This is a genomic window from Allobosea sp. RIT-PG3_2, from assembly GCF_057321085.1.
The window spans coordinates 215,152-233,720 of record NZ_JBXWCA010000001.1 but is presented as its reverse complement, the minus strand read 5'-3'; the positions used below and the strand labels follow the sequence as shown (position 1 = coordinate 233,720).

The following is an 18,569-nucleotide window of genomic DNA, read 5'->3' as shown; positions in this document are numbered from 1 at the left end:
CGTCGGGCGTGGCCAGCGCCGGACAAGTCACGTGGTCGTGTCAGTGAAGTCAGTGAAGTCAGTGGTTCCCTATTTGCTGCGGGTTTTCTCCCATCCACCCTCTCAGCCTGTCCCCAACCCAAAAGTTCAAGAAAGAGGCGTGCGCGTGAGGGAATAGGCGAGCGGAATAGGGAACCACTGACTTCACTGACATCACTGACGGGCAAGGTCTGCTGCGCGCCGGAGGGCTTCGGCCTTTGGCAGCACCTTCCGGGCATAGATGGCCAGCCGCTTGCCCTTGATGGACCACAGGCCATCCTCGGCGTGCGGGTTCGGAACCTTGGCGTAACCGACCTTTTCCAGCTCCGCCGGTATCATCCGTCGGTTCTTTCGGTCATTGAGCCATTCACTGAGGGCGTCGTTGCCGCTCTTGCGGGCCTGGGCGGCCAGCTGGGCAATCGTCACGACATCGGTGTTCTGGCTGCCAGCGAGGGCGTCGAGCACGTCGCGCAGCTCGCTTTCCTCGCCGCCGTTGGCAGCGGCGATCTCGTAGAACGCCGGGGTCTTGCGGGGCGGCGCCTTCGCGTCGAAGCCCGACAGGTCGTATTGGCGCAGATAGGCCGCGATGTGTCCGTGGCCGCCAGCCTTCTCCAACCACGCCCACAACCCGGCAAAATACCCTTCCGGCAGATCGGCCGTAGTTAGGTTCGACCAGGCGACATAGTGGCGCCTGTCGTCAGCGGGCAGATACAGACCGTTGGTCTTGTAGTTCGTCGTGAAGACCACGCCGCAGATATTGGAGACGGCGTATTCGGGCCGGTTCTTCTCGTTGCAGCACAGGTAATCGGGCGGGGCCGCCAGCAGTGTCTTGCAGTGCTCGTAGAAGTCGTAGCGGTTGATCTCGCCGAGGTCGCGGGCCTCGCTGATCCGGAGGATCACCGATTTGACGTGAGGATTGAACTGCCCGAGCAAGCGAGCCGGGGCGACGTCGCGGACATTCCAGGGCCCGACGGCGTGGGTGACTGGCTCCACCAGCGTATCCTTGCCGATGCCGGGGCTGCCGCCGAGGACGAGGGCGTGATTGATCTTCTCGCCCGGGCGCTGGACGCGATGCGCCAGGAAGGCGACGATGTGAGGCCCATCGTCCGGGTAGATGAGCCGGACGTGATCGAGCCAGGGGCCGGCCAGCGTCGCATCGCCCCTCGGCGGCTGCGGGCGGCGATAGAGATTGAAGACGGTTGCGCCGGGGCGGTCGATAACGCCGCCATCGACAAACAGGCGGTCCCGGACCAGCGCCGGCTCTCCCGGCAGCCAGGCCATCTGCTCGACCCGCCTGTGGCGATCAAGCCAGCGGGTTGCCTTGATCTCCTTGGTGCCGACGCCGCTGACCTTGGGCAGCACGGCGTCGACACTGACCCCCGGCCATGAGTTTCCGGTCGGCATGTGGATGTACTTGTGATCCGGCAGATGGGCGACGAAATCGTCCAGCGTGAGCGCGGGCTCCTTTGCCTCGTCCCCGGCGCCGGCTGCGTCCCCGTGCTCGTCCTCTGGCGCCTCGCGGCCCGCCCTGGCCTGCTTCTGGTTCTCCCGCTTCTCGAACCAGCCGAGCAAGCCTGCGATGTGCTTCGGCGACCGACGGCGCTGCCATCGCCCGTCGCGCTGCTCGGGCGGCACGGCATCAAGCTCGGCAAGCAGCTCCGCCCCGACCGCGTCGCGGGAATGGCCCCGGCCGAACAGCGAGCCCGCGAGCGTCTTCATCGCGTCGTGGAAGTTGGTGCCGCGGCGGATCGCCTGACGGGCTGCGGCGATGTCGGGGCGGCTGGCGCCGTTCGTGGCGCCGGCAGGGCTGCCTGCGCCAGGGTCGGCCGGGGTGGCGACATAGCCGGGCTTGGGTCGCCAAATCTCGGGTCTGCGCCGGGCCGCCTGGTCGACCGCCTCGCCGTCGATCAGTTCGACGCGATGATGCTGCTCGTTTCCGACGACCGAGCCGAAATAGAACGACTGGCTCGCCGTCCAGCTCGCCCCGTCGAAGACGTCGGCGCCGTAGTGGACGAAGAACAGGCCCGCGACAAAGCCGAGCAGCTGGTCGCGGTAGCTCTGTTCCAGCGGCCTGCTGGTCGGCAGCAGGAGGCGCCATTTCGGACGCTCTGCCGTCGACGAGGGCGAGCTGTAGAGCACTGCGGCGACGTTGCCCTTGAGCAGCACCTCCGCGGCCTCGTCGAGGGTGATCTCGCCGCCGTCGTAATCGATCTCGAGGCCTTCCATCGCGAGCAGGTTGGCGTCGTGTCTCAGTGTGCCGGCGTCGGTCGCAAGGTTGCCGAAATTGGAGAGCTTGAGGAGGGGCAGGGCAGCCTTCTCGCGGCCGCGGTGGTGCCTGATCCTGTCCGCCAGCTTGCGCATCGTCGTCTGTCGGCCATGATCTTTTTTGGCGGTGACCGAGTGCCAGATCGTGACATGGAGGGGGCGATCGAGAACGGATGGGGACGCGGTCATGTCCATGGCGTTTGCCTTTGCGGACGCGGCTGCACGCGGTCAGTCGATGCCGGGCAGGGGGAGCTGCTGCGGCTGGAACGGGCTCACTGTGTCGAAGCCGGGCGGGCGCGGGGTCCAGCCACGCAGCGTCCCTTTGATCAGCGTGGCGGTGATCTCGTCGATCCGGATGAGCGCGGCTTGGCCGGGATGCCCGGCCCGGTCGCGCGCGGCGAGGAGGTCTTCAGCAAAGCGCAGCCACACCGGCTCGGCCGAGACGAGCGCCCGAACCCGGCTGTCGCGAAACAGGTGAGGGGCGCTGATGCTGCAATGAAACCCGCGCTTGCAGCCCCGTGGCCGGCAGCCACTGTCCTCATGTCGGAAAAGCCGATATCGCCCCTCGCCGTCATGCCGTAACCAGGCGGCGGCGAGTCGTTCGATATCGAAGCAAACCGATGCTGCAGTCGGGTCGAACCGCCTCGGCCCGGTCGGTGTCCACTCCCACCAGGCGCCGTCCGAGGCTTGGATGATCGCGGGGTTGTGCATGTTGGCCTCCCGTTTTGGGTGGCCGCAGGCTGATCGACAGGATGGCGCGTCTTGGCTAGATTCCACGTTGTGTGGACGTGAACATTGACGAGCCGCCGTTGCTGTCGAACCAGCCGCGGCGGTAACTATGTTGCGGGCGAGATGTGTTGCGTGCGGGCCTTGCGCCGGGACGCCGGCTTGTTGCCGATCGCGCGCAGCTTCCCAACGTCCCAAAGCCGGATCTTGCCTTGGCGGATATCGGGCGGAGGGACGATCCCGCTTTTCATCAGCCGCCAGAACGTCGTCTCGGAGACGCCGCCGAGAAAGTCGCGGACGGTCGCGCCGTTGACGAAGCCCTCGTGCGGCAGCCGGGCGTCTGCGTTGCGAATGTCGGTCATGTAATGGCTCCAGCGATGGGTTCTGAAGCCGAAGATGGGCCGATTAGAATTTCGGCGAGCGGGCCATAATTGTACCTTTTGCAAGAAATCCGGCTAGAGCCGCCAGAAAATCGGGCGTCCCTGCGCCAGGCGGGCAACAGCGCGTTGAAAGGCCCGTCGCTGCGTCCGCGGTTCGTCAGTCCCGATAAGACGCATCATCTCGCGCATCATCGTGCTGCGGTTAATCGGCTCGCCTTTGAAGCGCTGACGGACAGCCTCATGCAGGAGCATGCCGCGCCTGGCATCGAGCGGCCTGCCGGGAGGCTGTTTTAGCTTCTGCCCAAACCCGACGCCGGAAACCCGCCCGTCTGGCGTAAATCTCAGCCAAAGCGCCATCACCGGATAAAGGCGCCGGGGGCTCATGCCGCAGCCCCATACAAGAACGCCGCCCAGCGCCGCATGACCGGAGCCCGCTCGGCCAGCAGATCGTCGCGGGCATAGGCGCGGCGCGTCTTGTCAGCCTCGATGTGTGCGAGCGCCCGTTCCTGCAGATCGTGGTCGATTCCCTCGCGCCGGCACCAATCGTTGAAGGCACTTCTGAATCCGTGAACGGTGAAACCGGGGGCGCTCTGCTTCAGAAGCTCGACCATCGCCATCGTGCTCAATGGCGTCTTGCCGCCATTGCCGGCGAACAGGTAGCGCTTGCCGTTGAAGCGGCTGGCCGCAGCCAACACGGCAAGCGCTTGTTTCGAGAGCGGCGTGCGGTGCGCGCGACCGCCCTTCATGTTCTCGGCCGGCGCTGTCCAGACCGCTCCGTCGATTTGGCCGGGTTCGAGCAGCCGAACCGGCTTCGACCGTGCCGCCGTCAAGATCGTGAACTCCAAGGCTCGCGCGGACGGCGATTTCAGCGCCGCCAGCTTCCGCATGAAGGCAGGCAGATCGTCGAGCGGCATGGCGGCGAAATGCTCGACCGCCCGGTCCTGCTTGCCGAGTTGCACGCGAACGGCCGGCAACGGCGACGGATGCGGATAGGCGCCCTGCGCCCTTGCCAGTTCCAGCACGGTCCCGATGCGCTGCAGGACGCGCTTGGCGGTCTCGGCTTTCGTGGTCCAGATTGGCCGCAGCGCATCGGCGATGGCGGATGCATCGACCGAGCCCACCGGCAGCTTGCCGAGCGTCGGGTTGGCATAGGCGTCGAGCGTGGTGCGCCATTGCGCGATGTGCTGCGCGTTGCCCTTGCCGGCCTGTTCGCGCGCCGTGCAGACCTGATCTGCCAATTCGCCGAAGGTGATCGCGGCAGCGCGCACTCTGGCTTTTTCACGGCGTGGATCGATGCCGGCGCGGACCTGTTGGCGCAGCGCCAGAACGCGCTCTCTGGCGAGCGACAACGGCGTGTCGCGCAGTGAGCCGACGCCCATCTCGACCCGCTTGCCGTCGATCTGCATGCGGGCGATGAACGAGCGCGTTCCGGTCGGCTTCACCCAAAGGATCAGGCCGGGAGTGCCGAGCCGCCCGCTGTCATGGTATTTTCCCGGGGGGAGGTCGTTAAGGTCTTTCTGGCGCAGCGGCATCGGTCCATCCCGGTTTCGTACACCCTTCCGTTCCCCCCAAAAACTGAAAGGGACGGAAATGTTCTGAAACCGAAATTGGTCCTAAACGTTTGAAATTGCAAGGAATGAATGCATCTGAAATCGACCGAAATCGACCGAAACTGAATCCTTATAGAGCCACCATCCGCACGCCCCGTGGCGCTCCGCCTTCGGCGATTTCAGTCTCCGGGCCGCGCTTCTACGGTCTCCGGTTCCGGCTCCACGCACCTCGACGCCAGTTCGGCACGGACCGCGAGGCGGCCCGTTTTGTCTCGTGCATCGGATGGTTCCGAAACGGGGAGCCCCCGGTTTCGGCCCGATGCCGGCCTTGTCGCGTCTCCGCTTGCGGAGCCTTCCCCTTCGATCCTCCCAGCGAGCTCCTCGCGCAGGGATCGTAATGTCCCCAGAGCGGTGCCCCGAAGCCTCCCGGGAGCGGGGCGTGACCCCCGCCCGCAGGCGCCGACCCTCACCCAACCTCCAGCACACCTCCGGACGGCCGCCCCGCTTGGGTGATGGGCGAGGGCAGGTTAGGGCGGGCGATGAGGGGCGGGGATAAGGGCGGCGCGCTATCCCCGCGCTGCGCGATCATGGCTGAGCTTGCGCCCTCCGTCATTCCGGGGCTCGCGAAGCGAGAACCCGGAACCCCCTGCCAGACGCCAACCCGAGCCACGTTTCCGAGCGTTCCTCTCGCCGGAGCTGTGGGGAGCGCTCACCCGGTCGTGAGTTCCGGGTTCGGCCCTTGGCCGCCCCGGAATGACGGGAAGGCGAGGGAGCCGCGACGCCTTTTCCTTCTCCCATCTGTCTCGGGCCTGCCCGAGATGCTCAGCCTGGGGTGTCGAAGTCGGCAACAGCCGACTTCCAGGGGGAGAAGGCGGCGCGGAGCGCCGGTTGAGGGCCTGCCGCTGCAATCGAGGACAAGGCGGCGCCGTTGCGCTCGGGCGATCAGCAGCCGCCCCTCACCCTGCCGGCGCCCTGCATGGGGAACCTGAGCGCCGAAAGCCCGTAGTTCCCGACGGGGATGAGATGGAGAGGATGATGAAGCTGCGCAAACTTGCGATCACCGACGCGACGCTGGAACGCTCGCCCGGGCAGGACGCCGAGATCTATGTCGGCAACCTCGTCGACGAGCGGCATGGCGGGCCGGTCACCATCGGCTATGGGCGCTGGGGCGCCGGATCGAGCCTGACCGAAACGATGGCGGTCGACGACATCATGATCGTGCTGAAGGGCCGGCTTTCCGTCACGACGGAGGACGGAACGGTGACCGCCGGCCCCGGCGAGATCGTCTACATGCCCAAGGGCGAGACGGTGACAATCCGCGCCGATGAGGAGGATGTCGTGACCGCCTATGTCACCTATCCGCATTGGCGCGACGCGCAAGGTTAGGCGAGGGAATCGCGACGCGCAGGGCTAGGAGAGGGAACCCTGCGCTCTTTCCTTCTCCCGGAGGGGAGAAGGTGGCCCGGAGGGCCGGATGAGGGTGTGCCGTTGAAGCGAGGCGCAACCCCCGCCCGCAGACGCCGACTCTCACCCAACCTCCAGCATACCTCCGGACGGCCGCCCCGTTTGGGTGATGGGCGAGGGCAGGATAGGGCGGGTGACGAGGGGCGCGATAAGTTTGGAGTTGTACTCAGGTACGGAGCTTCATACGTCGAATCCCGACGATGACGTCTTGGCCGTAGCGGGCTTCGAGACGTTGAAGAAATGAAGGCTCAACAGCTTTCACAAATGCCAACATACCAGACAATTTCTCAGTCGCCGCTAGATCAAGCCTGCCGCACATATATCGATGGACGCCCGCACTTATTTCGCGCTTCCTTTCACGTCCCAGTGATACCGCGCCATCATCAGTTAGAACGAGGCCAGTCACAAAGCGTCGATACTTGCTGGTAGCAAATACCGTCTTTTCTTCGTTCAAACGCAGCTTTGGGTAGCGTGTTTCCTTAATCACGCGGCGAAGGTATTTTTCGACATCAACTAAATTATATGCACGAGACGCGGAAAAGGTCATATCGTCGGCGTAGCGTGTATATATCACACTATCTTTCTCTATAGCGGACAAGATTGCATCATCGAATTCCTTCATCAATACGTTGGAAAGCACCGGGGATGAAGGGGCTCCGATAGCAAGTCTAAGAATAGAATTCTTGCTCTTTCTGAAAAATAAAAGATTAGAGCTCAGCCGTATATCAAATTCGTCACTAAAAATTCCCTCTTCTTGGCAGTATGTCTCCCAGTCGTCAGACTGGATAGATGGAAAGAAATCCTTAAAATCAAACTTCAATATTGAGTTTCCACGAGCATGCGCTGCCGCATTGTCTCGAATAGAGAGTCCTGGCCGATAAGCGGTGGCGGCGTCGCTAAGGCGGATTTTATTCAAGAACGTTTCAGCAAAAATGCGCTGTAAAAGCTTGACCTCTTTCGCGGGTTGAGAAATCTCACGAAAGCCGCCGTTTCGCTTTGGAATTTCGTAGGTTTTGTAACGCTTCGGCGCCGTTAACGCGATCGAAATCACGTCGCTCTCACTCAATCCGCTTTCGCTGACAAGAACTTTGAGTAGTTCGGACATCACGGCGTTCCACGCGCGGCTCTAATCGCCGCAAATCGAATTTTGTCTTTCGTTCGCCAATGATCGCGTATTATCGCACGGCGCCTAGTCTTGTTCCTTTCTTCTGCCGTCTCCTTTAGGTGGAATGTTGCTGCGTCCTGTCCCTTTTCGGTGGAAACAAGGTAGTCTTCTGATCCGCGAGGCACGAGAGTGAGCCAGCCTACCGAGCGTGCGCACAGCAGGTACCCCTTTATTGCCTCATTTGAGCGTATTATGTTCAATTTTGATAGCAATTCAGTAATTTCAATAAAAGTAAGCGCTCCATATTCTTGAACGAGACCGACGATTATTTTAATGATGTGCCCCGATCTATTCGGATCAAAAGTAGATGGTTCTTGGTCTCCACTCAATCTGATCTTCAAAGAATCATGCAGTTGTTCAACCAGCATGCGTTTATCTACGGTCGATATATTGCGCTTAGTGATTCCTACGTCGTCATCCGCGACGACTTGGATAGCCTTTCGTCCAATTTTTCGCTCAACTCGGCGCAAGGGGCCGAGCTTTATGAAAGAATTGTCATTCCAATGGTGCTCGCGCACAACAACGTAGAGTCTCTCTAGTATGTCATCTATCGCTGCAAAGGCGCCCAATTCGGCTGCGCTTCCTTCACTTTCGCAGAACAGTACTATTAGCTTGACAATTTGCGCAAGATCGGTCTCAAAAAGTAAAATGTCCCCATAATTGTCAAAAAAATCAGATCGTCTTGTAACTTCTTCGGCCGTTAGCCACTCGCCGATCTTCATGATTGGGTTGTCAAGCGCCCAGTAAAACGCATCACGTAGTGATATTGGAGGTGATCCATTATCACTAAGCTGTCCGCCGCAGAGAAATACTACCGAATAGGGCTCTTGAACGTGAATGTTGCCAGGGTCTAGGTCGTCAAAGAGAGGCAACAATTAGCTTACCTTTGGGGCATCGGAAGGCGGGTTTGACCCGTCGAGCGGAGCGACCCCCGGGGTCGACGGGGCAAACCCGCCTTCCGAGGCCGCAAGTGAACGCAATAACTTGAGACCCAGCGAAACACCAGGCCAAAGCACCTCTCGGTGCTTCACGCGTAAGCTAAGTCGGCGATAAGATTTGCGGCGATTCGTGTCAAGGCTGCTTGAGCTATTAGATAACGATGCCGCCAGACGCTGCATTGCTCGGTGCGCAATTGATAGACTAAGGGTTTAGGGGCGTTGTTAGATTACTCCGCCGCCTGCCGCTGCACCTTCGCCTTCTTGATCGGCCGCCTGTCCAGCACTTCCTTCAGGAAGCGCGCGGTGTGGCCCTTGCCGATGCGGACGATGTCCTCCGGCGTGCCTTCGGCCACGACCTTGCCGCCGCCGTCGCCGCCTTCGGGGCCCATGTCGATCACCCAGTCGGCGGTCTTCACCACCTCGAGATTGTGCTCGATCACCACCACCGAATTGCCCTGGTCGACCAGCTCGTGCAGCACCTCCATGAGCTTGGCGACGTCGTGGAAATGCAGGCCGGTCGTCGGCTCGTCGAGGATGTAGAGCGTGCGGCCGGTGGCGCGCTTAGACAGTTCCTTGGAGAGCTTGACGCGCTGCGCCTCGCCGCCCGAGAGCGTCGTCGCCTGCTGGCCGACCTTGACGTAGTCCAGCCCGACGCGCGCCAGCGTGTCCATCTTGTCGCGGATCGAGGGCACCGCCTTGAACAGGCCCTTCGCTTCCTCGACCGACATGTCGAGCACGTCGGCGATCGACTTGTCGCGGTACTTCACCTCAAGGGTTTCGCGGTCGTAGCGCTTGCCCTTGCAGACGTCGCAGGTGACGTAGACATCCGGCAGGAAGTGCATCTCGATCTTGATGACGCCGTCGCCCTGGCAGGCCTCGCAGCGGCCGCCCTTGACGTTGAAGGAGAAGCGCCCGGCCTGGTAGCCGCGCGCCTTCGCCTCCGGCAGGCCGGCGAACCATTCGCGGATCGGCGTGAAGGCGCCGGTATAGGTCGCCGGGTTCGAGCGCGGCGTGCGGCCGATCGGCGACTGGTCGATGTCGATGACCTTGTCGAGATGCTCCATGCCCTCGATGCGGTCATGCGGGGCAGGGTGCTCGATCGAGCCGTTCAGCTTGCGCGCCACCGCCTTGTAGAGCGTGTCGATGACCAGCGTCGACTTGCCGCCGCCGGAGACGCCGGTGATGCAGGTGAACATCCCCAGGGGTATCTCGACATCGACATTCTTCAGGTTGTTGCCGCGCGCGCCGACGATCTTGAGGCTGCGGCCCTTCTGCGCCTTGCGGCGCGCCTTCGGCACCGCGACCGACATCTCGCCGGTGAGGTATTTGCCGGTCAGCGAATTGGGATCGTCGAGGATGTCCTGCGGCGTGCCCTTGGCGACGATCTCGCCGCCATGGATGCCGGCGCCGGGGCCGACATCGACGACATAGTCCGCCGTCAGGATCGCGTCCTCGTCATGCTCGACCACGATCACCGTGTTGCCGAGGTCCCTTAGCCGGCGCAGCGTCCCGAGCAGGCGCTCGTTGTCGCGCTGGTGCAGGCCGATCGAGGGCTCGTCCAGCACATAGAGCACGCCGGTCAGGCCCGAGCCGATCTGGCTTGCCAAGCGGATGCGCTGGCTCTCGCCGCCGGACAGCGTGCCGGAGGCGCGGGCCAGCGTCAGATATTCCAGCCCCACGTCGAGCAGGAAGGTCAGCCGATCGCGGATTTCCTTGAGGATGCGCGGGGCGATCTCGTTCTGCTTCCTGGAGAGGCGCGCGGGCAGGGCGGTGACCCAGTCCAGCGCGTCCTTGACCGAGAGCTTCGAGACCTCGCCGATATGGCGCATGTCGATCTTCACCGCCAGCGCCTCGGGCTTGAGGCGATAGCCGTCGCAGGCGGCGCAGGGCGTCTCGGACATGAAGCGGCCGATCTCCTCGCGCGCCCAGTCCGACTCCGTCTCCTTCCAGCGCCGCTCCATATTGGTGATGACGCCCTCGAAGGGCTTCTTCACCTCGTAGCTGCGCAGGCCGTCATTGTAGGCCATGCGCACGGGCTCGGTGCCCGTGCCGAACAGGATGGCCTTCTGCGCGCTCTCCGGCAGCTCGGACCAGGGCTTGGTCATCGAGAAGCCGAAATGGCGGGCGAGCGCCTCAAGCGTCTGGCCGTAATAGGGCGAGGTCGACTTGGCCCAGGGCGCGATGGCGCCCTTCTTCAGCGTCAGCGAATGATCGGGGACGATCATGTCCGGATCGATCCGCATCTCATGGCCGAGGCCGTCGCAGACCGGGCAGGCGCCGAACGGGTTGTTGAACGAGAAAAGCCGGGGCTCGATCTCGGGAATGGTGAAGCCGGAAACCGGGCAGGCGAACTTGGACGAGAAGGTGACGCGGCGGGCTTCGCCGTTCTCCTGCTTCTCGTCGGCATATTCGAAGACGGCGATGCCGTCGGTGAGCTCCAGCGCCTGCTCCAGCGAATCCGCCAGCCGCGCGCCGAGATCGGGGCGGATCACGATGCGGTCCACGACCACGTCGATGTCGTGCTTGAACTTTTTGTCCAGCGCCGGGGCGTCCGGGATCTCGTAGAACTCGCCATTGACCTTGACGCGCTGGAAGCCGCGCTTCAGCCAGTCAGCCATCTCTTTCCTGAACTCGCCCTTGCGGCCGCGCACCACGGGCGCGAGCAGGTAGCCGCGCGTCTTCTCCGGCAGCTCGACCAGGCGATCGACCATCTGCTGGACGGTCTGGCTCTCGATCGGCAGGCCGGTCGCGGGCGAATAGGGCACGCCGGTGCGCGCCCAGAGCAGGCGCATATAATCGTGGATCTCGGTGACGGTGCCGACGGTCGAGCGCGGGTTCTTCGAGGTGGTCTTCTGCTCGATCGAGATCGCCGGCGAGAGCCCGTCGATCTGATCGACATCGGGCTTCTGCATCATCTCGAGGAACTGGCGGGCATAGGCCGAGAGGCTCTCGACATAGCGCCGCTGCCCCTCGGCATAGATCGTGTCGAAGGCGAGCGAGGACTTGCCCGAGCCCGAAAGGCCGGTGAACACCACGAGCTTGTCGCGGGGAATCGCGAGGTCGACGTTCTTGAGATTGTGCTCGCGCGCGCCGCGCACGGTGATGGCGCGGCTGTTCGGATCGGCCGCTCGGTTGCGGTCGAACATGTCCTCAAGCGCGGCAGCTTGCTGGGCAGCCGTTTGGGCGGCGGCGATATCGGTCTTGCGGGCCATCGGGGCGTCCGTATCGGAGAAGGCCTAGAGATAGGGCATATGCCGGGCCATACCAGCCTCGCGACAGTCTGCCCGGCATGAATAGCATGCAGCCGCGCCGGCTGCTGCCGTCGTCCTGACAGAAAACGTCAGCAGCGACGAATTGTTCGGGAGCGATTTTCGCGCCGCGATCGATCGACCTGCGCTCGGCCTGTCGACTCCGGGCGCCGGCCAAATTATCTATAAATCATGACGAAGCCTGCCGAAGACACCATCGCCGTCCGCATCGCCCGAACCCTTGCCGAGCGGATCATCGCCGGAGAGATCGAGCCGGGTGCCCGCCTGCGCCAGGATCATGTAGCCGAGGAGTTCGAGACCAGCCATGTGCCGGTGCGCGAAGCCTTCCGCCGCTTGGAGGCGCAGGGCCTCGCCATTAGCGAACCTCGCCGCGGCGTCCGCGTCGCCTCCTTCGATCTGTCGGAGGTGAGGGAAGTGGCCGAGATGCGCGCGGCACTGGAGGTGCTGGCGCTGCGCCATGCCGCGCCGCATCTGACAACCGCTATCCTCGACAAGGCCGAGCAGGCCCGCCGCGATTGCGATTCGGCGACCGATGTCCGCGCCTGGGAGGAGGCGAATCGCCGCTTCCACCGCACCATCGTCGCGCCCTGTGGCATGAAGCGGCTGCTCGCGACGATCGACGACCTTCATGCCGCCAGCGCCCGTTTCCTGTTCTCGGCCTGGCGTTCCGAATGGGAAACGCCAACCGATCACGACCATCGCGCCATCCTGACGGCGCTGCGCAATGGCGACATCGAAACCGCGCTGGCAACGCTGGCGCGGCATGCCCAATGGATCGGCGAGCGGCCGGTCCGGACGGCCTCAGGCGCGACGCGCGGCGCCTTCGCCATCGTCGGGTGATGGCCTTGGCACGGCTGGTCCACGCGGGCGAGGAGGAGGGTGGCTTGCCTTTTGAGCGGAGATATGGACTCCATCATAGATCAAAGATCAAAATTATAGATAATTTAATCCCGCCGAAGGAGTGACCATGACCGATATTGCCCTCAGCCGTCCCTTCAGCCCGCTGCGGCTGGAAAACCGTTCGCTCGCCTGGCAGGCCGGCGCCGTCATCATCGGCAGCCTGCTGCTGGCGCTGTCCTCGCAGATCAAGGTGCCGATGTACCCGGTGCCCATGACCATGCAGACCTTCGCGGTGACGCTGATCGGCGCGCTTTATGGTTGGCGCCTCGGCGCGGTCACTGTGATCGCCTGGCTGGCGCAGGGCGCTATGGGCTTGCCCGTCTTCGCCGGCGCCGTCGGCGGCGCGGCCTACTTCGCGGGCCCGACCGGCGGCTATCTGCTTGCCTTCCCCTTCGCCGCAGCCTTGACCGGCTGGCTGGCACAGCGCGGCTGGAACGACAGCCGCGTCGGCTTCGCCTTCGCGTCGATGCTGGCCGGCAATGCGCTCTGCCTGGTGATCGGCGTGGCCTGGCTGAGCCTGCTGATCGGCATGTCCAAGGCGATCGCCGTCGGCGCGCTGCCCTTCCTCCTCGGAGCGATCCTGAAGTCGGCGCTGGCCGCGGCGACGCTCAAGGCTTTCGCTCGCCGCGGCTGACGCTGCGAACAATCCTCGGATTGCGACCCGGCGGGTCTCTCCTGCCGGGTTTCTTTCCATCTTAGGTCGTTTGCGGAGCCGACCTCCCGATGCGGAGGACTGCTATGGTGCCGCAGAATAGGGGTAGCCCTCGATACGCATCGGAGGTTCCGCCAAGACGCCGATGATCTCATCCCGAAGGACGTCGCCAAGCGGGCCGTTTTCGTATGCGTCTTTCGCCGCCACTGATCGAAACACCTCGATGTTCCACAGAACATCGGGGTCTTCCTTCTCGCGGAAGATGATGAACCTGTCCGAAGCACCGGACTTCGCCATGCCGGCGGTGGCAAGTTCAAACAGCGTGTCACCCATTCCGGGCTTGGCTCTCATTTTGATGAGGTAGGCGGGTTGATCCGATAGAGCCATATCGTTCCTCTACAGTTCACAACGCAGATGCGCATGTTGACCTAGGATAGGTTCAGTGTCCGCAACGGGTCGGGAGCGGACCGCACCGAGAGGCACCTCAGGAAGGCGCACATGGAAGACAAGCTGGCCTACTCGTTCTTTACCGCCGTCCTCGCATCGCCGCTTCTCATCGCTGCTTTCAGCGCGAACTGGTTAGTACGAGGCGTTGGCATTGTGGGGACCGCCGCCGTTACGCTTTGGATCGCGGCAATCCTCTTCTTATAGCAGCGCGCCCGTCCGGCGAAGAATATGCAGGCGACCTTGGCGATAATGGCCCGCAACGGGTGGAAGCAGGCGCCTGACCCGCATCCATCTCAAGGCAATGGGTTTCACCGCAGCGTTACGCCCGCCGCCGCGAACCACGACGCGGCAGATCAAATGCCAAGTAGCGGCGCGGTCGCCGCTTTAGCAGTGCCCCCCGTCATCAGGAGATCGGCTGTCCGAGCAGATAGAGATACGGCGCAAACAGCACTTTGAGATAAGGGATGTTGCGGCCGCCCATTGTGCTCGCGACATCGCCCCAGCGCGCGAGGCCGAAGGCGCAGCCGATCCAAATGATCGCTGAGAACTGCCAGAGCTCGAGCATGCGCCCGGTGCCCAGCGAGAGACCTAGCCGATTGAAGCAGGCGGCTAACAGGAGCAGAGGCGGCGCGAAATTCGCGACGATACCGATTGCCCCGAAGACGAGTATAGGGAAGACCACCATCGACGACACAAACGTCACGAACGGAATTGCGAGAATGACCGAAAACACGGTCGCTCCGATCAACTGGCGGTGCGTCAGGACCATATCGGCTCCAGAGGGCATCAACCCAATTTGTGGCGATACGCTACCCAGAAGCGGTTCATAACTGATGAAAAGGGAGCGTCGGCGCCGATCGACACACTGCTACCAATGAGGTTTCATCACCGAGTCCGCAGCCGCGCGCCGACACCCCCCGGAGCCTAAACGTGATCCTAAGGATTGTTTTAGGCCGTGAACCCACAATCCGGGGACGTCCGGGTTGGGTCGGAAGCGGACGGAATGACGCTTGGAAGAGTAAGAAGGCGCCTTTAACCTATCTGGCGCACGATGAGGTATTTTAATCGGAGAGCAACTTGATATGGCGCTAATCTACATCATTGATATGCTTTTTATATTTATATCCACATACTTGCTGGTTTTTGTGTTTATAGAAATCAAGCCTTGGATTGGCGTTGTGGCGGTATTCTTTGCCGCATGCGCCCTGCATTTTGCTTTATACTATATGATAAAGCCAAAATAAACTTTCGCAACGCTACATATTGCGGCGGTTGTTACGCGGCGATGGAATTTCGGCAAAGGGTCGAAAACGGAAGTTCGTTCGCAGCTCCGTTGTGCATCCCCGCCGTAGCCGCATAGGCTGACCAAAGCATGGAGGGGCGCATGGCCGACATCGTTCGCTCGTGGTCAGGTGCCCCGCGCGCTCCCCTGCGCCGCGTGGATGACCTGCTTGAGCGCATCGCTGCGCTAGAGGCGGAGGCCGATGCCCGGAGCTTCCGGACGCTGTCATATTTCCTCGATATCGCGCGGATCGAGGCCAAGTTTCAAGCTGACCGCCTCGCTGACGAACAAGTGACCGGCAAGCGCATTCCCGAGGACCTATGGCGCCCGGTCCGGGATGACGATTGATGGCGAAGGAGCCTGCCAAACTGCCCGTGGCCATCAACGTCGAACTGGTCAGACGGCTGCTCGAAGTGCAGTTTCCGCAGTACGCCGCCTTGCCATTGGATGCCGTCCAACCAGGCGGCTGGGATAATCGAACCTTTCGGCTTGGTCGGGACCTGTCCGTTCGCTTGCCGAGCGCAGAACCCTATGTGGCGCAGGTCGAAAAGGAGCATCGCTGGCTGCCAAGGCTCGCACCGCACTTGCCCCTCCCGGTCCCGTGTCCGTTGGCAATGGGGGCGCCGGCCGAAGGTTATCCTTGGCCTTGGTCGATATATCGATGGCTTGAGGGGCGGCCGGCAACGACAGGGAGTATCGCTGATCTACCTGCTTTTGCCCGGTCACTGGCCTCGTTTCTGGCTGCGCTGCACCGTATCGATGCGACCGACGGGCCCGCGCCGGGGAGCCACAATTTTCATCGTGGCGGGCGTCTTGCTGTTTATGACACCGAAACCCGGGCCGCCCTGTCTGCGCTGGCCGGAAGGATAGATACCGCCTCTGCTGCCGAAGTATGGGCAGCGGCGCTCTCATCGGAATGGCGTCGCCAGCCGCTATGGGTTCATGGCGATATAGCTCCGGGCAATCTGCTGGTGCAATGCGGAGATCTTGACGCCGTGATTGATTTCGGAAGCTCGGCGGTAGGCGACCCTGCCTGCGATTTGGTGATGGCGTGGACGGAATTTTCCGGCAATAGCCGCAGCGTGTTCCGTGGTGAACTTCCATTTGATGACGACACTTGGAGACGTGCTCGAGGATGGGCGCTGTGGAAAGCTCTCATCACTGTCGCAGGCCCTGATGGAGATGCGTTGGCGATAGAAAAAGCTCGGAAGGTCGTGGCGGAGGTTATCGCGGACCACCGCCAGTTATCCGGGGCGTAGCTTCCGCAACGGCCGGAAGCGGACACCGAACATTTACTGCCATCGCGTGCAAGGTCGCCGTAGCGATCCAGGTCGATGTTGGATCGAACTCACGACTTGGGGACGGCCGATCCTGCGCAACGTCACCGGCGCCGCGGGATGGAACTCTGTCGATCTCTTCTTCATGCTCCATCGAGCGAACGCAGACGCGGGGGAGGTATGACAGCCTCCGACGCCCGTAGAAGCAAATGCAGTGGACGGTCGGTCAGCCGTCGTGGGTGTAGCTGCCGCCGGTAGGTACCGGGCCGAGCGTCCAGTTGTTGGTGCCACTCCACGGGAACATGTAGAGAGGGTGCGTCATCAAGACGGCGCGCAAGACCTGCCAGTTTGTCGGGTCGACGGGATGCGCGCCTCGATCCCCGCGCTGATATCGGGCAAGCAGACCTCTCGCCACCCGACCGGCGGAGACGAAGGGTTCGTTGCTCCAGCGAGGCGGGCGCACACCGGTCATCAGGAACGCCAGGGCGGAGACGACATAACACGATGCCTCGTCATCGGCGGCGGCGATGTTGGTGCCGAGCAGATCATAAGCGCAATGAAGGGACTCGTGCAGGATATGGCCCTCCTCGATGCGACCGAGAATGCGCGGCACCTCCATCGTGTTCGCCGGCACGGCACCGCCGCTGAAGCCGGTATATTGGGCGGCCGCTCCGGGAACCATCGCCGCCGGGGGTGACACCCTTGCTCGGCCGTTCTCCAGCGCCCGCGCGACGTAGTGAAACGTGCCGGGCGAAATCGCGATGGTCCTGCCCCCGGAGGGAAAGGTGAAACGGATGCGGGTCGCCGTAGGACCGCGCAATATGCGAACAACCTGTTGCTTCAGAGTCATCTGACGGCCACCTCCGCGTTCGAACCCCCTGCGGTGTTGTCGCGGCCATGTCCAAATCGGTTCATGCAAGAGCAGCCATGCCTGCGGCAAACCGCTCCCCAAAAAATGGGCTATCGCCGAACCTGAGCCTCCTGCCGTGTGAAGGAAAGCGTCAGTCCCTCATCGGAGCCGGCGTCACCAGCCTCGTTGTGGCGCCCAGAACGATGGCTGCGCCGAACGGCCGCAAAGCAGACGTCCCGAGTGTCCGCAAGGGGTCGGGAGCGGTCATCCCGGGCGCGGCTACTTGTCAGGAACGTCAGCGTCATTGCAGCGTGTATCAACAACCGACGCCTGATTGGTAAGCCGAATTATTTTGTTTCGACAGGCGCCTCTAGTCAGCTCGGGGAGATAAAATGCCGGCCGCCGCTGGAGATCATCGAGCGCGGGAACATCGCCTTCAATAACAATCAATCGCGACGACGCACTTAGGAAGCCGCTATTCAATAGATAATTGCCTCGCAGCGCGCCACCACCGACCATTTTGGCTTCTTCCAAGGGCAAAACTCGCGACGCTGCCAGATCGATATAATACGGCAAGGGTGACCAGTATCCGATCAAAGCGAGCAAAAATATAAGACCGGCCGCCCAGGCTGATGCCCGGCCGATCATGAAGGCTGTCAACGCGGCGGCTAGGCCAAGGGGGAGAGCGATCCAATTCAATCTGGAAACGAAATAGAGCGATAGCGCCGCCATAATCGAGCAGAGCAATATAGCGATTGCACGATACGTCGAGCGCTTCATCACCAGCTTTCCACCCCCGGAACGTCCTTTGCGCATGCAATTACACGATCATGGCGGGATGACCGAAAAGTCCGGAACGGGTCGACATGCGAGATACGGCAGTACCGCCCGGGCGATTGCGGAGGCCGCGGTTCCTCATCCTGTCATGGAGCGCCGGGAACGCTCCTTGTCGCCAGAACGAACGCGGTCAGTTCGCTCAGAAGCACTGCACGCCTTTGCCCTTCATCTTGCACGAGGTCGTCAGTCGCTCTTCGGCAGGCGGCGGCTCGTAGCTCCCTGCCGGTCCCTGCACATAGCTCTGTCCATCGCTTTGCATCGGATCAATGCGCGTGGGCTCGGACAAGCTGCCGACGGCAGCGCATCCCGTTAGCAGAAGACCGCACGCGGCCACGAAAAGCATCTTCATTCGGAGGCCCTCTTTCGAGAGCCGATCCTGCCGCGAAGCTAGGGCGAAGTCACGGCTTCTTGCGATGATCCTGCAACCGGTCGTGCCAGTGACATCAAAACGGTCGCTACTCCGATCGAGACAGGGAAGGCACGAGGGGCTCAATGCCTGTCGACCCATCCCACGGCTCCCGCGCTTGTTCTCGGCAGATGCATCTCGTG

19 protein-coding genes are annotated in these 18,569 nt (G+C 62.4%); 6 read left to right on the top strand and 13 right to left on the bottom strand.

Annotated features, from left to right (window positions below):
* Positions 1-192: 192 nt before the first annotated feature.
* From AC2FAN_RS01070 to AC2FAN_RS01050, 5 genes are all read right to left on the bottom strand, one after another.
* Positions 193-2,478: a primase-helicase family protein gene (locus AC2FAN_RS01070; RefSeq protein ID WP_485172404.1), complete on the bottom strand. Its 2,286-nt coding sequence runs from the start codon at positions 2,476-2,478 to the stop codon at positions 193-195.
* Between the two features lie 33 nt (positions 2,479-2,511).
* A complete protein-coding gene (locus tag AC2FAN_RS01065; RefSeq protein WP_485172403.1) occupies positions 2,512-2,994 on the bottom strand; it encodes a hypothetical protein in 483 nt (160 codons plus the stop codon).
* Between the two features lie 125 nt (positions 2,995-3,119).
* Entirely contained in the window at positions 3,120-3,371 is a 252-nt protein-coding gene (locus AC2FAN_RS01060) for a hypothetical protein (protein ID WP_485172402.1), read from the bottom strand.
* A 93-nt stretch (positions 3,372-3,464) separates the two neighbouring features.
* On the bottom strand, positions 3,465-3,773 hold the full coding sequence (locus AC2FAN_RS01055) for a hypothetical protein (protein WP_485172401.1): 309 nt from the start codon (positions 3,771-3,773) through the stop codon (positions 3,465-3,467).
* Entirely contained in the window at positions 3,770-4,921 is a 1,152-nt protein-coding gene (locus tag AC2FAN_RS01050; protein WP_485172400.1) for a tyrosine-type recombinase/integrase, read from the bottom strand. The genes AC2FAN_RS01055 and AC2FAN_RS01050 overlap by 4 nt, the downstream gene beginning before the upstream one ends.
* 1,053 nt (positions 4,922-5,974) lie before the next feature.
* Here AC2FAN_RS01050 and AC2FAN_RS01045 point away from each other — a divergent pair.
* On the top strand, positions 5,975-6,325 hold the full coding sequence (locus AC2FAN_RS01045) for an AraC family ligand binding domain-containing protein (RefSeq protein ID WP_485172399.1): 351 nt from the start codon (positions 5,975-5,977) through the stop codon (positions 6,323-6,325).
* A gap of 244 nt (positions 6,326-6,569) precedes the next feature.
* On the opposite strand, the gene AC2FAN_RS01040 is transcribed toward AC2FAN_RS01045, so the two are convergent.
* The 3 genes from AC2FAN_RS01040 to uvrA form a co-directional block, all read right to left on the bottom strand.
* Positions 6,570-7,508: a retron St85 family RNA-directed DNA polymerase gene (locus tag AC2FAN_RS01040; RefSeq protein ID WP_485172398.1), complete on the bottom strand. Its 939-nt coding sequence runs from the start codon at positions 7,506-7,508 to the stop codon at positions 6,570-6,572.
* Complete coding sequence (locus AC2FAN_RS01035; protein WP_485172397.1) at positions 7,508-8,440, bottom strand: retron St85 family effector protein; 933 nt, start codon at positions 8,438-8,440, stop codon at positions 7,508-7,510. Before AC2FAN_RS01035 ends, AC2FAN_RS01040 begins: the two co-directional genes overlap by 1 nt.
* Before the next feature lie 293 nt (positions 8,441-8,733).
* Positions 8,734-11,718 carry an excinuclease ABC subunit UvrA gene (gene uvrA, locus AC2FAN_RS01030; protein WP_485172396.1) on the bottom strand — a complete coding sequence of 995 codons (2,985 nt, stop codon included), beginning with the start codon at positions 11,716-11,718 and terminating at the stop codon, positions 8,734-8,736.
* Positions 11,719-11,946: 228 nt separating this feature from the next.
* On the opposite strand from uvrA, the gene AC2FAN_RS01025 reads away from it, so the two are divergent.
* Together AC2FAN_RS01025 and AC2FAN_RS01020 are read left to right on the top strand one after the other, a co-directional pair.
* Positions 11,947-12,615: a GntR family transcriptional regulator gene (locus AC2FAN_RS01025; protein WP_485172395.1), complete on the top strand. Its 669-nt coding sequence runs from the start codon at positions 11,947-11,949 to the stop codon at positions 12,613-12,615.
* 127 nt (positions 12,616-12,742) lie between these two features.
* Entirely contained in the window at positions 12,743-13,309 is a 567-nt protein-coding gene (locus AC2FAN_RS01020) for a biotin transporter BioY (protein ID WP_485172394.1), read from the top strand.
* A 102-nt stretch (positions 13,310-13,411) separates the two neighbouring features.
* Here AC2FAN_RS01020 and AC2FAN_RS01015 read toward each other — a convergent pair whose 3' ends face one another.
* Positions 13,412-13,714: a putative quinol monooxygenase gene (locus AC2FAN_RS01015; RefSeq protein WP_485172393.1), complete on the bottom strand. Its 303-nt coding sequence runs from the start codon at positions 13,712-13,714 to the stop codon at positions 13,412-13,414.
* 111 nt (positions 13,715-13,825) lie between these two features.
* Between AC2FAN_RS01015 and AC2FAN_RS01010 the strand changes: the two genes are divergently transcribed.
* Positions 13,826-13,978 (top strand): hypothetical protein, encoded by a 153-nt coding sequence (locus AC2FAN_RS01010; RefSeq protein ID WP_485172392.1) that lies wholly within the window; start codon positions 13,826-13,828, stop codon positions 13,976-13,978.
* Between the two features lie 199 nt (positions 13,979-14,177).
* On the opposite strand, the gene AC2FAN_RS01005 is transcribed toward AC2FAN_RS01010, so the two are convergent.
* Positions 14,178-14,543: a hypothetical protein gene (locus tag AC2FAN_RS01005; protein WP_265053264.1), complete on the bottom strand. Its 366-nt coding sequence runs from the start codon at positions 14,541-14,543 to the stop codon at positions 14,178-14,180.
* 615 nt (positions 14,544-15,158) lie between these two features.
* Between AC2FAN_RS01005 and AC2FAN_RS01000 the strand changes: the two genes are divergently transcribed.
* A complete protein-coding gene (locus tag AC2FAN_RS01000) occupies positions 15,159-15,404 on the top strand; it encodes a hypothetical protein (RefSeq protein ID WP_485172391.1) in 246 nt (81 codons plus the stop codon).
* Positions 15,404-16,315, top strand: a complete 912-nt coding sequence (locus AC2FAN_RS00995; protein ID WP_485172390.1) for an aminoglycoside phosphotransferase family protein — start codon at positions 15,404-15,406, stop codon at positions 16,313-16,315. The genes AC2FAN_RS01000 and AC2FAN_RS00995 overlap by 1 nt, the downstream gene beginning before the upstream one ends.
* Before the next feature lie 244 nt (positions 16,316-16,559).
* On the opposite strand, the gene AC2FAN_RS00990 is transcribed toward AC2FAN_RS00995, so the two are convergent.
* The 3 genes from AC2FAN_RS00990 to AC2FAN_RS00980 form a co-directional block, all read right to left on the bottom strand.
* The gene (locus tag AC2FAN_RS00990) at positions 16,560-17,183 is read right to left on the bottom strand and encodes a hypothetical protein (protein ID WP_265053383.1); all 624 of its coding nucleotides are present in this window, start codon (positions 17,181-17,183) and stop codon (positions 16,560-16,562) included.
* 279 nt (positions 17,184-17,462) lie between these two features.
* Complete coding sequence (locus AC2FAN_RS00985) at positions 17,463-17,963, bottom strand: hypothetical protein (RefSeq protein ID WP_485172389.1); 501 nt, start codon at positions 17,961-17,963, stop codon at positions 17,463-17,465.
* Positions 17,964-18,159: 196 nt separating this feature from the next.
* Positions 18,160-18,369 (bottom strand): hypothetical protein, encoded by a 210-nt coding sequence (locus AC2FAN_RS00980; RefSeq protein WP_485172388.1) that lies wholly within the window; start codon positions 18,367-18,369, stop codon positions 18,160-18,162.
* Positions 18,370-18,569 lie beyond the last annotated feature (200 nt).